Below are 13441 nucleotides of genomic sequence, written 5' to 3' on the forward strand. Positions count from 1 at the left end.
GGGATAGGATAGGAGCGACAATGATGGGTTATAAAATTGTATTTTTCGACATTGACGGTACGCTGGTAAACGAAGAGAAACAACTTCCACGGGACACGATCGAAGCGCTTCGCGAGCTGAGCAAGACGGACGTCGAGGTCGTCATTGCGACGGGCCGTGCCCCTTACTTCTTCAAATCGATCGCCGAGGAGCTCGGCATTAACTCGTACGTTAGCTTAAACGGCGCATATGTCGTCCACCAAGGCCGCGTGCTGTTCGAGCGCCCAATTCCGCGTGAGCGCTTGGAAGCACTTGTAGCACAAGCCGGGCAACATGGCCATCCGCTCGTATTTGAAGGCGGCGAAACGTACTTCGCAGACACGGATTCGCATCCGCATATGCTGTCGTCGGTCAACTCGTTGAAAGTAGATCTGCCTGGACATGATCCGGAATACTGGCAAAAGACGAATATCTATCAAGCGTTCCTCCATTGCGAAGCGCATGAGGAGGAGCTTTATGCGGAATCGCTCCCGGGCTTGCGCCTCGTTCGTTGGCACAAAACAGCCATGGACGTGCTGCCGGAGGGCGGCTCCAAAGCGCTTGGCATCGAAGCAATGCTCCAGCATCTAGGCATCGCAGTCGAGGAAGCTGCTGCATTCGGCGATGGCCTCAACGACAAGGAAATGCTGGCGGCTGTTGGCCTTGGCATCGCGATGGGCAACTCGCATCCAGAGCTGATTCCGCATGCGGATTACGTGACCGCGCATGTCGATGAAGGCGGCATTCGCCAAGGGCTGAAGCACGCTGGCCTGATCTAAGAATAGGACGGTCCACCTACAGGGCGGCTGGCCTGCGGCAGAGCGGCGACCGAATCGCCGCTTTTTGCCGTTCCGCGTTGTTTTTTTCGTATAGGAAGGAGCTTCACTCGTGCAATATAACACCATGCCGCATACGCCTGCCCGACTGTCCGTGAAAAAAAGCCGCCGTCGGCGCCGCCTCATGCTCTATTTGCTGCTGACGTTAATCGTCATTATTGCCGCTGTCATCATCGACAGGCAGCTGTTAGACATGACTAAGCCGAAGCAGCTTCAAATCGAGACCGCCCAGCTCCACCCGATCGTGCGCAAGCAAGCGGATGAACTTGTTCGGCTCACGCAGCAGCAAGGCATCCGCATCCTGATTACGGATGGGTTTCGAAGCGCAGCTGAACAAGACGCACTCTATCGCAAAGGCCGCTCCGATGAAGGGTCGATCGTAACGAAGGCCAAAGGCGGCCAATCGTACCATAACTTCGGGCTTGCAGTGGATTTCGCTCTCCTTAAGGATGACGGCAGCGCGAGCTGGGAGATGAACGCCGACCTGAACGGCAACGGAAAATCCGACTGGCAGGAGGTCGTTGCAATTGCCAAATCATTGCATTTTGAATGGGGCGGAGACTGGTCCAACTTCCCAGATTACCCCCATCTGCAAATGACGTTCGGCTACAGCATTCGCGAGCTGCAACGCGGCGCAGACCTGAGCGCTATGACGCTTGAGGACGCCGAGTAGAAACGCCAGCCAACAAGAAAATAAGCTTGCGAATGCGCTCCTTGCCGAGCTTTTCGCAAGCTTATTTTTTTATCCAGCACCCCCTCATTCATACGAACGCTTGATCGCTTTATTGGCCCGCCATAATGTATAATAGAAATAAGATATTCAATCTATGACCGCTTAGGAGAAAATGAACGATGAATCCGTCATCCCCTACGCTAGACGATAACAGTTGGCACAACTTATTAGTGAATGCCGCCAAAACCTTCAGCGATGTGACGCTGTCGCGCGGCTTTCAATATTACAAGCAGAAACGCGTGCAATCGTACACCGAGCTGCACGAGAAGCTCGTCATCGCATTGGTATCCGGAACGGAGTTATATAACGTCAAACTGAATCCGGAAGCGATCGCTTCGAGCCGCTGCGAATGCCCCGTTGGCAACAATTGCAAGCATATCGCCGCCACGCTGCTTCAATATGTGCATCAGCACGGCCGTCCCGTCGCTTCGGTTGTGAACGCCAAGTCAGCCGCCGATCTCTCGCAGCTGAACCACTCCTCCCGCACGGGCCCGCTAGAACAGCTTCAGCAGCAAGCGAAGCTGCTTGCCGAGCAACCGATTGCCGAGTGGCACGCATTGTTCGAGCAATGCGTGAAGCTGCTCCCCGAAGCGCGCAGCGCGGCGAACCCGCAAGCGGTGCTCGCCGCAATTGCACGCATCAAGCCCTCGCTTCCGCCTGAACAAGAGGCGCTATTCGAGGTGCATGCGCAGCTGTTTGCTCTAGAGAAGCTGCTCACAACGAGCCACCAGCAATGGCAGACTGCCGGCTATTATACTTCTGGCTATCAATCGCAGGAGACGATCCCTGCATTAGCACGGGCAATCTCGGAACAACTGAATGCCGCGCCCGTTAACACAGCTAGGGCCAATCCCGATATTCAGCAGCGCCTGGCAGACACGCTCGCCTATGTCCGCAAGCAGATGCTAAGCGAGCCCGGCAGCACGCGCGCTTTTCTGAACATATACCTGATGCTATGGGCGACTTGGCTGAAGCCCGCTTCCAACGAGCGCCAGCGCTATCTCAACGAGCTGGAGCAGCTGCAAGAAGCTGAAGCAACCGCCGACGCAGCCCGCTCCCGGCTTCCCGGCCAATTGGCGAAGAGCTGGATGCACTTCTATCTCGCCCAAGACGAGGAAGCGCTGGCGCTTCTGCGCGAAGCGAACAAAGCGTCCACCATGCGCCCGCATGACCTGATGGGCTTCCTGCAAGATTTGTCGCCAGAGGAGCAGAACGGTTCGCGCATGCAGCGTTGGCTCGAAGCGATTGGCGATTTGCTGAGCACCCATCGCAGCCGCGAACTGCCTGCCTATGTAGCCCATTGGGAAGCGGTCATTGAGCAAAACCCCGAAGCAGAGCCTGCCATGTGGCGGACGTTGATCGGCATGCTCCCCTCCTCCAAAGCGATCTACGAGGAAGCGATGCTCGCCCGCGGGAAGTGGCAGCAATGGATTGATTACCAAATAAGCATGGGCGAAGATCCGCTTTCGTATCGCGTGGCTGTCCTGCAGCCAATTGAGAAGAACGCGCCTGAGGCGCTGCTGCCCTTCTATCATCAAGCGGCCGAACGTTATGTCCTGCAAAAAAATCGCGACGGCTACAAATCAGCGGTCAAGCTGATGAAGCGCCTTGCGAAATTATATAAGAAACTGAAGCAGGAGACGCGCTGGGAGCAATTCATTACAGCATTCGCCGACCGGCACAGCCGGCTGCGCGCCTTGCAAGAGGAGCTTCGGAAAGGAAAGCTGCTAGGATGAAGCAATATTTTGTAGAAACGATCCATATTCAAATCAGCCTGACCGGCTACGGGGACGCGCTCATTTACGGCAAGTTGGAGAACGACTCTTACATGGTGTCAGGGCTGTTCATCAAGCAGCGGCTGTTCGCCTTGCATGAAGCTTCCTTCTATGGCACCGAGCTTGCAGCCAAAACGATTCAAGATGTCGAACTCACCGTGCTTCCTGCGGAACAGGTCATTCCTTTCTTCGCCGAGCAGCGCTTGCTGTCGCATGTCGAGTGGGTTTGGGAAGGCGATGCTTCGCGGATCGTGGAGCTTGCGCCGCTGCTCGCCGATTGCATTGAGCAGCGGCGATTCAAGCCGAGCTTTGCCGCGCTGAAGGCGGGCAAGCCGCTGCAATGGACATGGGACGAGGAAGCGCTTAGCGGCGAGGAGCAGGCTTTGCTCGCTCGATTGGCAGCACCGCAATACAGCTATGCCGAAGGGCTTCAAGCTGCATTTTCTGCGGCTGTCTATGAGCGGCATTATGCCGATGAAGCAGCAGCGGCGGACCTAAAACGTGAGTTTCCGTTATTGTTCGGCGCCGCAGACCAAGCCGCAGCTAATGGGCTTGACGAGCCGTCGTGGCTTATCGCAACAGGCTGGAAAGCGGACGAAGCTCCTTTCCGCCCACTGCTGCAATTGCTGGAGCCAGATGAGACCGATCCTGACTGGCGCATGAAAGTTGTGCTGCAGGACAAGCAAGACCCTACGCTGCTCGTGCCTATTCGATTGGCATCCGATGGCGAAGCGTTCGGCTCGTGGCCAGCAGCATGGTCGCCAGTCGTCCACGAGCGCTCTGCCGGCTGGCTTGATCGGCTGCGCGCCTGCTTGCCGCAGGAGCGCTTCATGGGCAGCCGCGACAATTGCCTGAGCGGACCAATGAGCGATGGCGCCGCTTGGCAATTCTTGACCGTGGATAGCCAGCGCCTGCTGGAGGCTGGCTGGCAAGTGCTCCTCCCCGCGTGGTGGGAAGCCGCCAGCCGGAAGAAACCGCGGCTGCGCGCCAAGGTTCGCGCCGAAGCAGGCGCACGGGGCGCTGCCCAATCGCTGTTCGGCTTGAACGCCATCGTCAACTTCGATTGGCGCATTGCCATTGGCGACACCGACTTATCCGAAGCCGAATTCATGGAGCTAGCCGCACGCAACGAACGGCTCGTCCGGTTCCGCGGCCAATGGATCTCGCTAGACCCCCATCTGCTCGCGCAAATCCGGCGCGCAATGGACGGGATGGACCAGTCGCAAGGGCTGACCTTCCAAGATGTGCTCCAGCTGCATCTGCTAGGCGCGGGGCAGGACGATCCAGCCACGGGTGCTGTTTCGCCGGAAGAGAAAGCTTCACGGGAAGAGCGAATTAAGCTTGAGGTTGAATTAAACTCGCATCTCATCGGTTTGATCAACCAACTTGGGCAGCAGTCCGACTGGCCGCCGCTTGACCCGCCTGCCGGGCTTCGCGCAGAGCTTCGCACCTATCAGCGGGAAGGCTTCGCTTGGCTGGCTTTCCTGCGCCAGTTCGGGCTAGGCGCCTGCCTCGCCGACGATATGGGCCTTGGCAAGACCGTACAGCTCATCGCTTACTTGCTGCATGTGAAGGAGACGGCAGACGGCCAGCAAGCCGGGAACACCGCCGCAGATTCCACCGTGGATGTTGCATCCGCCGGGACGATAGGCACCGCCATGCCTTCGGCCGCTTCATCATCCCCCGGACGAATGCCGGCGCTCGTCATCTGCCCGACCTCCGTACTCGGCAACTGGCAGAAGGAACTAAGCCGCTTTGGCCCTTCGCTTGGCGTTATGCTGCACTATGGCAGCAAGCGCGGAAGCGGCGAAGCTTTCTATGAGCAAGCGAGCCAAGCGGACGTTATTCTGACCTCCTACTCGACTGCGACGCTCGACCAAGAAATGCTGCAGGGCTACAACTGGTCTGCGATTTGCTTAGATGAAGCGCAAAACATCAAAAACGCGCAAACAAAACAGTCGGCCGCGATTCGCAGCTTCTCCGCCGATCACCGGATTGCGCTGACCGGTACACCAATTGAGAATCGGCTGTCCGAGCTTTGGTCGATCTACGATTTTATTAACCCGGGCTATCTAGGCAGCTCGAATGGCTTCCAACAGCGGTTCGCCAATGCGATTGAGAAGGAACGCGACGAGCAGCGTACGCAAGACCTGCAACGGCTTGTGAAGCCCTTCATGCTGCGGCGCAAGAAGAAAGACCCGAACATTCAGCTCGATCTGCCGGACAAAAATGAAATGAAAACGTACGTGCATCTAACCGCCGAACAGGGCGCGCTGTATGACCAGACTGTTAATGCATTAATGGAGAAAATGAAAATGCTCGAAGGCATCGAGCGCAAAGGGGCCATCCTGTCCGCCCTCACGCAGCTTAAGCAGCTGTGCGACCATCCGATGCTGCTGACGAAGGAACCGATGCCAGAGCTGCCCGCTTCTATTGTAGGTGCAGCCGTGGCCCCGGCAATCGAGAGCAACCCTGAAAGCTCCGACGCAGCCGAGATGGTCATCTCGCGTTCATCCAAGCTGGAACGCTTGCTTGCGATGGTGAAGGAGCTGCGGGAGGAAGGCGACCGCTGCCTTATTTTCACCCAATACATCGGCATGGGGAATATGTTGCAGCAGGTGCTGCAGCATCAATTGCAGGAACGGGTGCTCTATCTGAACGGCAGCACGTCCAAGACGGCGCGTGACCAAATGATTGAGCAATTCCAATCCCAAACGCTGTCCGCCGAGGAGCAGCCGAATGTGTTCATTCTATCGATCAAGGCAGGCGGTGTCGGCTTAAACCTGACCGCTGCGAACCATGTGTTCCATTTTGACCGGTGGTGGAACCCTGCCGTGGAGAACCAGGCGACAGACCGTGCGTATCGCATGGGCCAGACCCGTGATGTCCAGGTGCACAAGTTCATTGCGCTCGGCACGCTAGAGGAGAAAATTGACGAGATGCTAGAGAGCAAGCAGCAGCTCAGCGATAACGTCATTACAAGCTCAGAAGGCTGGATAACGGAGTTGTCTACGAACGAGCTGAAGGAGCTGTTTACGCTGCGGCGTGATTGGAACGGGTAACGATGCTAAGCAGGCATGCCAAAAAAGGAGCATCCCCTCTCTTATGAGTGGCGATTGCTCCTTTTTTATAGTTATCGGCCTGACGCTTACCCTGCAATCCTTAAATCGCCACGCTTCCGTCGACTGGTTTAAATGTGCCCACAATACGTTCCAGCTTATCCAGTTTGCTGCTATGCCGATCCCGGAAGCTGCGATAGTTCTCCCCTACTTGCCCCTCCTCGGATAGCCAAGCAACGATGTAATAATAGTTGCCCTCGTCGCCCGTTACCGTAACCGAATAGGCTTGTACCTGTCCCTCATCATCATAGCCATTCATCTCAAAGCGATAAGCTTCCATGCCATTGAGGCTGATTTGCTCCGATTCCTCATCCCCCAACTCGGCATCTAGCGCTGCGGGCAGCGAGTATCGCATAGCCATTTGATAATCCCCTAACGACAACTCGCCATCAGGCATGCCTGAATCCACTGAACCTACAATAATGTTATAACCGGATGACCAACTGCTGGCTACGAGTTCGCTATCCGTCGTATCGTCAGCAGTCCAACCTCCTGGCACCGTCAATGCGTAGCGGCCGTCCTTCGTCTCTAGTATCTGGTCCGCTGTAATTCCCTTCACAACAAAACTTATTCCCCCAATTAAACTAGCGAGCGCTAACACGATGATCGTGATATGGGTCACGCGCATGCCTACTAACCTATTCCGCTCCAATGGTTCCAAGTGGCGCACCTTTAAGACGAATGTTTTCGCCGCCATGTCACCGAGCCGTTGCCTCTTCTGGTGTGCGAGCACCAGAATGCCTGCGATAATGCCGTTCAACATAAGCGGGCAGAACTCCAAGATGCGCAATAAATTTCGAATCGCAGCTTGGCCTATTCCTGGCAATTGCCCGTTCGCATTCACGACCCGGATGCGCATCGCCCATTTGCCCACCGTCATGCCGAAGAATGTTTCTAGCAGCCAATAATAAATCGGGCCCAGAAGCAAATAACTGCCTACCCACATGAATGGGGCGAATATTTGCCACGGGCTGTCCTCCTTCGGAGATAAATCTATGCTCCACATTAGCAATCCAAACAATATTAGGCAGATCAGAAAGCTATCGATGAAGACGGCCGCCCAACGCCTGAAGAAGACAGACGCACTATCATAAGAGCGCACGATCGCCTCAGCGCCTTGCGGTACGCTGGATAAATTTTGATCAGCTTGTAAATCATAGTTCAGCATAAAAGTGCCAGGCTTATCATTGTTGTTTTTGCCCAGTTGTATGGGATCCAAAAGATAATTCCCCTCTCGCAATCTATAATTAATGAGAAATAGCGGGTTGATCGTAGCACGAAATCCAGCATTTTACTAGATTAATATAACGATCTCCACGCTCATGCGTGCACGCACACAAAAAAAAGCGTATGCCTGCTCCACTAAATGGAAGCCTACATACGCATGCATACGATATTGGACATTTAATAGTACCTTCTCCGTCGGCGCAATTGCTTCATTATGAAACTCCTGATGCCCAGTGCCGCTCCAACAATTATGATGGCGGCGACAGCCGGAAGTATAGCTGTACTCATCCTATCCACCACCTTGCTTTCTATCTGGCAGATAGATTTCGCTGTCTATATCTGTTATTCCTGCTTATTTTTGTGATGGAATTGTGAAAGAAGCTTCTCCCGAATATGGGCGTATTCGTTATGAATAGCCGGATTCGCATTCGCCTGCCAAAATGCTTCGTCACCCGCGATAACCGCCTCACGCAGCTTCGTCGCGCTAATTGGCAGCTTCATGCGCGGAATGACCAGCCGCCCAACATGCGCCAATCGCTCCGCCGGGAACCAATGGTCCCGCTCCTCATCGCTGCCAGCGACCATGAGATCCAGCTCTGGCCAATCCTGCCCCCGGCCGAAACGCTCGACCGCATCAAGCAGGTAGTTGCCCCAAGCATGGCTATGATCGCCCTCATGCGTATAATCATTCAGCGCCATCAGCTGGATTCGATCGCCATAGACTGCGCGAAGCAGCTCCATCCGATAGGCGGCAGGGAACGGATTGCGCTCCGTCCCGCTCAGCTGTGCCGAGCCAACCACAACGAGCAACCGCTCGCATACGTCCAGCGCTACATCGATCATTCGCTCATGCCCGGCATGCACGGGCTGAAACCGGCCTAATATAAATCCGAAGCGAAACGGCTGCCCCATTGTGATTCCTCCTCTTAATCGCCCAGCTTTATTACAAATATTGTACAACGAATGCGTCGATTTTGAACTGAATTTTCGCCGACAGTTGAATATTCAATTGCGTGGCATCCTGCTGCTGCACCTCGTTCCAGAACGCTGGCCCAGCAGCCAGCAGCGCAGGCTCACCTATACCATCATGGCGATAAACCATCTCGTATGCGCCATCGCGATCCGTTTCATCCGCCGCTTCTACGACGAGCTCGCCGCCAACACGGACCAGCTTCACCTTGCCGGGAATGCTCCGTTTGATCGGAACCATCGAAAATTTCATCCGGTCCTTGCCGTTGCTGTAAGCCGTCTTCATCGCCCAACCGTACGTATCACGGTCAATATGGTTATAGAAGCCCGATCCAACCCCATACGCCACGAACGGCAATGGCACGCCTTCCGCCTCGAGCCGCAGGTCATAACGCTTCACTTGCTCCGCATTCATGCCTTCGCCGATAATGACACCAACGGCATCAAGCAGCCCGTGCTTGCTCGCTACCCCATAAATATCGATCGCTTGCTGCAGCACATCGCCGCTGTCTGGGCGAAGGACAATCCGAACGCCGCGTTCGCGGGCACGAAGGCCAAGCTCAGGCAAGTACTGCTGAATGACGCGATTCGCATCATACGTATCAATGACGAGTGCGACCATCCGCTCGCCGGCGGCTGCCGTCTCATCGATTGCACGCAGGAAGCATTGCTTCTCATCGTCGAATTGCTGCGTTACCTTGTGCGCAAGCGCTGCGATGCTGCCGATAACCGCATGCGGCGTATGCTGGGTCGTGTGAAAATCATCCGTCCCTTGCAGCGACAGGTTCCATGCCGTCCCTGCCCAGTAAGCATCCTCCAAGCTGCGGTGTCCCCGGAACCCGAAGCTGTGAATTCTCCATAGGAACGACTCATCATGGCCGTGCTCCGCCTGCTTCGCGTCCAGGTAACGGCGCAGGTGGAACGCCTCCGTTGCGCAGCCGCTCGGGAAATACGCATGCATGAACATGCCTTCCCACCATGTAACAAGCTCGCCGAATCCCTCTACCGTGTTAAACACTTGGGCAAAAGGCGTTCCCGCCGGGCACCATGTGCCCTCCGGCAGCGACTCAACCGCGATTGGCGCGTAACCGTTGCATTCGCGAACGATGCGAAGGAACAGCTGGCTTGGAAATGTAAGCCCCTGCATCGCCGCGCACTGCTCTGCTTCCGTTACATGCGCCTCCGTAATTTGGATCGATAACAGGTCTCCAACGATCTCGCGGAAGCCGTATAAAATCATGCCTTCCTTACGGTTATAAAGGTGGCTAACCTCCCAATCCATATTGCATTTCAAACGCGGGTGCGAAAGGTTGTAGCTGTCCGTCAGAAGCAATGGGTTATTGCGGATCGATTTTATCATCGTTAATTCCTCCAGTATATTGCTAGTATAAGTCGTTTCGACCGTATAAATTTTGAAAAGCGATTCCGAACCTTCCCATTAGAAAAGCCCGGAGTTGTATATCGATATATTCGGTTCGTAATCGGTATAAGTGTAGAGCTGTGCTGGACGATTGGAATTGCGGTCTGTCGCCTTCGGCTGGCCGTCCTTATCGAGCGCTTCCTTGATAAGGCCTTGGCGCGTCTTCGTTGTGAGCAGATTGCGCTTGAAGTTCGGGAGGTCCTCCTCGAACGCCGGAACGACGGTTTGAATGACTTGGTACAGCTCACGGATCGTGAATTCAACCGGCAAAAACTGCTTGGCGAGCGTCGTCGCCATCATTTTGCCCCTCACGTAGGTTAGTGCATCTTGGAGCAAATCGTTATGGTCGAATGCAAGCTGCAGCTGAAGCGCTTCTTCGATTGGGAACAGCCGAACCTCGTCGGCATCCGTGTCCGCTGCCAGATCCAGCAGGTACTCTTCCTTCACCAGTGCGCAGTAGAGCACCGATGGCATCCAGCCTCGCGGATCGCGGCCGGGGTAGTACACCGTCTTAATCTGCTCGATCATAACGTCGCGGTCGACGTTCGTCTCTTCTTTCAATTCACGATACGCGGCTTCCAGCAGCGTCTCTTCCTCGCCTGAGAATCCGCCCGGCAGCGCCCAATAACCCGGGTACGCTTCTGATGAGGCACTCCGCTTGACGAGCAGCACATCCAAGCGCCTATCCGCCAACATTTTATAATTGCTAGGCTTCGCATGGGAGGTAATGGTGAATATTGCAATATCGACCGGCAGCCCATCTGGCGTCCGGTACTTTGGAGCTTCGTGTGTCATCCGAGCACCTCCTTCTTGTTTCTTAGTATATGCTTCCATCGCTATATTGTCAATACGACTATATAAAATATTTTGAGCATTCGTCTTCGCATGGTTTCCTGTGCCAAATAAAGCGGGAGCACGCCAAGAAGCGCGGCAGCATCGTGCGGGACCAGGCCAAGCCATGCCCACGCTCCAATGCTGCCGCGCTCCTACTTGTTACCCTATAAGGCAATCAGCCCCGTTTGCGCAGCGTTACCTCCACCTGATAGGCCGCCCCCGGTTCGCATGGCAGCAGCGTACCGCGATGCGCGCTTCCGTTGACGATCATATCCGTCTCACCCGTCTCTAAGCGGTCGGGATTAAAGACGCTGATCACGTAGTTGGCGCCCCCGAACGTTCTCGTCACTTTGTAGAAGGGCCATTCCACCGGTATGCAAGGGGCAATGGCCAAGCCTTCTGCCGTCGCCCGCACACCCAGCACATAATCCATGACGGTCCACAGCATCCAGCCGACCGTTCCCGTTTGGTTATGATGGCTCGACTTTCCGAAGTTCGGCGATTCGATCAGCCCGAAGTAATAGTTCGGAATGAAGATCGGAACCTGCAGATTGCGCGCAGGCGGATTGTCCGGATTGGTCGGCAGCGTCTTGCGGATCGTCTCATACGCCTGGCCGCCCCGTCCCGCTTGGCAGTCTGCAAAAGCTTTGAACATCGAAGCATGGCAATACACTGAACCGTTCTCCGTCGTGCCCGCCAGCTTGACGCTGATTCGGCCCCACTTGGCATTCCAATCGCTGAACGCCGGCTTTAGCAGCAGCGGCCCCGCTGGCGTGTCCAAGCTGTCGATGGCCGCCAAGCATTGGTCCAACCGCTCCCCTCTTGCGCACTGGCTCATAATCGCCCACGTCTGCGTGTTCAGGAACAGCTGGCCTTCGGCATCCTTCGCTGTTCCGAACGCTTCGCCCTCGTCATCGAATCCCGCCAAATACCACGCCCCATCCCAAGCCGCCAAGTTGACCGCACGGTCGAGCCTGTCGGCGATTTCAGCCAAGTGCACAGCAGCAGCCTCGTCTCCCCGCAAGCGGCATAGCGGCAGGAGCGTAAGAATAGCGTATTTGAGCGCCATCGTGCTCCACACCGATTCGCCCTTGCCCCGTCTGCCTGGACCGTTGATCGGGTCATTCCAATCCCCGTCTCCCATTCGGCACAAGCCGTGGCTTCCTGTATCCTGCGCCATATAATCAACAGCCATCAACAGATGCTCATAAATCGAAGCCTCGCCGCCATCCTTAAAGCCGACCTGCCGGTCCAACAGTCCCGGGCGGCCCGATTGGTTAACCAGCGCCGTGAAACAGATGATCAGCCAAACTGGACCGTCTTTATGCGTCAACAGGCATAGCTTCGAAGGCGGCGATCCATCTGTCATAATCCATTGCTGGATAAATCCGCTGCGCGATTGCCCCGACAGGACCACCTCCATCGCCGCGAGCGCGCCGTCGAGATCGATCATTGAGAAGCCCATCGCATCCTGCAGCTGGTTGCGGATTGGGCAGTAGGTGGACATCCGATTGGTGCGCGTTTGCAGGTCGATTTGCTTTTTCAGCCAAAAATTCATAAACGCATTCAAATCGCTATCTGGCGTCTCCACCGTGAACGTGTTGGAAATGGTGCTCCAGTAGCGATCAATGGCCTCCAGCATCCCATCGAAGCCGCTCTCCAGCAAGCGAACCCTCGTCTCTGCCGCTTCCTCTGGCGTCCGCGCGCAGCCCATAACGAGATTGATCGTTTCGCTGCCGCCGGGCGCGATGCTCAGCGCATGCTGCAGCACGCCGATCGGATTTTCCCCTTCCGCTTTGCCGTTCGAACATTTTCCTGCTGCGACTTGCGGCGGAAGCTCGCCAGTGTCATCGCCCCCGAAGAAACGGTTTTCGCTGCATTCGAAGCTCTCCACCGTACGGTCGGCGAATAAGTACACCCGATTCGAATGGTTATCGCACTTCTCCTTCTCTTCATAGAACACATGATAAGGATACGAATAACTCGACAGAACTTGTGCGTTCGCATCGAAATCGCATACGCTGCCCATCACCCCGCCGTTCTCCAGTGCAAAGGCGGAGAATAGGGAAAGCCTGCGGCGGCTGTCCGTCTCGTTCGTGACCGTAACGCGCCACACCTCGCACATTTCGTCCACGGGCACGAACACCTTGATCGATACGCGAATGCCGTTGTGAACGGACCGAATCTCGCTCCAGCCCAAAGCATGAATACATTCATACTGCTCCGGCTGCGTCTTGAGCGGCTGGTACGCCGGGCACCAAACCTCGCCAGTGTCGCCATCCCGCAAGTAAAAATATTTATATCCCTCGCGATTAAACGTCCGATGCTTGGGCTGGAATACCATGCTTTTGCCCTGGCCGGTTTGCGACACCTCGACATAATAGGAATCATTGAATAAATAATTGAACCATCGGGCCGGCGTGCGCGGCGTTGCGATGCGGTATTGCGACCCGTTTTCTTGAAAGCTGCCTAACTCCATCCGTCACTTCCCCTGTCTATCCATAAGTGCA

General features: G+C 55.6%; 9 protein-coding genes. 4 read left to right on the plus strand and 5 right to left on the minus strand.

Annotated elements, in window-relative coordinates; genetic code table 11:
- Nucleotides 1-23 precede the first annotated feature (23 nt).
- From GON22_RS07175 to GON22_RS07190, 4 genes are all read left to right on the plus strand, one after another.
- A complete protein-coding gene (locus tag GON22_RS07175) occupies nucleotides 24-797 on the plus strand; it encodes a Cof-type HAD-IIB family hydrolase (RefSeq protein ID WP_160395427.1) in 774 nt (257 codons plus the stop codon).
- Nucleotides 798-906: 109 nt separating this feature from the next.
- Entirely contained in the window at nucleotides 907-1527 is a 621-nt protein-coding gene (locus tag GON22_RS07180) for a M15 family metallopeptidase (protein ID WP_160395428.1), read from the plus strand.
- 179 nt (nucleotides 1528-1706) lie between these two features.
- The gene (locus GON22_RS07185) at nucleotides 1707-3323 is read left to right on the plus strand and encodes an SWIM zinc finger family protein (RefSeq protein WP_160395429.1); all 1617 of its coding nucleotides are present in this window, start codon (nucleotides 1707-1709) and stop codon (nucleotides 3321-3323) included.
- Nucleotides 3320-6424 (plus strand): DEAD/DEAH box helicase, encoded by a 3105-nt coding sequence (locus GON22_RS07190; RefSeq protein ID WP_160395430.1) that lies wholly within the window; start codon nucleotides 3320-3322, stop codon nucleotides 6422-6424. Before GON22_RS07185 ends, GON22_RS07190 begins: the two co-directional genes overlap by 4 nt.
- 100 nt (nucleotides 6425-6524) lie before the next feature.
- Here the strand turns inward: GON22_RS07190 and GON22_RS07195 are convergent, their stop codons facing one another.
- The 5 genes from GON22_RS07195 to GON22_RS07215 form a co-directional block, all read right to left on the minus strand.
- Nucleotides 6525-7700 carry an RDD family protein gene (locus GON22_RS07195; RefSeq protein ID WP_160395431.1) on the minus strand — a complete coding sequence of 392 codons (1176 nt, stop codon included), beginning with the start codon at nucleotides 7698-7700 and terminating at the stop codon, nucleotides 6525-6527.
- 350 nt (nucleotides 7701-8050) lie between these two features.
- Nucleotides 8051-8620, minus strand: coding sequence for an adenylyltransferase/cytidyltransferase family protein (locus GON22_RS07200; protein WP_160395432.1), 570 nt, complete (start codon nucleotides 8618-8620; stop codon nucleotides 8051-8053).
- Nucleotides 8621-8651: 31 nt separating this feature from the next.
- Complete coding sequence (locus GON22_RS07205; RefSeq protein ID WP_160395433.1) at nucleotides 8652-10037, minus strand: nicotinamide phosphoribosyltransferase domain-containing protein; 1386 nt, start codon at nucleotides 10035-10037, stop codon at nucleotides 8652-8654.
- A gap of 78 nt (nucleotides 10038-10115) precedes the next feature.
- Nucleotides 10116-10892: an NUDIX domain-containing protein gene (locus GON22_RS07210; RefSeq protein ID WP_160395434.1), complete on the minus strand. Its 777-nt coding sequence runs from the start codon at nucleotides 10890-10892 to the stop codon at nucleotides 10116-10118.
- Nucleotides 10893-11106: 214 nt separating this feature from the next.
- A complete protein-coding gene (locus GON22_RS07215) occupies nucleotides 11107-13410 on the minus strand; it encodes a GH36-type glycosyl hydrolase domain-containing protein (RefSeq protein ID WP_160395435.1) in 2304 nt (767 codons plus the stop codon).
- Between the last annotated feature and the right edge of the window lie 31 nt (nucleotides 13411-13441).

Origin of the sequence: Paenibacillus sp. MMS18-CY102, from assembly GCF_009789195.1 — a bacterium.
In the GTDB taxonomy this organism is placed as follows: domain Bacteria; phylum Bacillota; class Bacilli; order Paenibacillales; family Paenibacillaceae; genus Paenibacillus_T.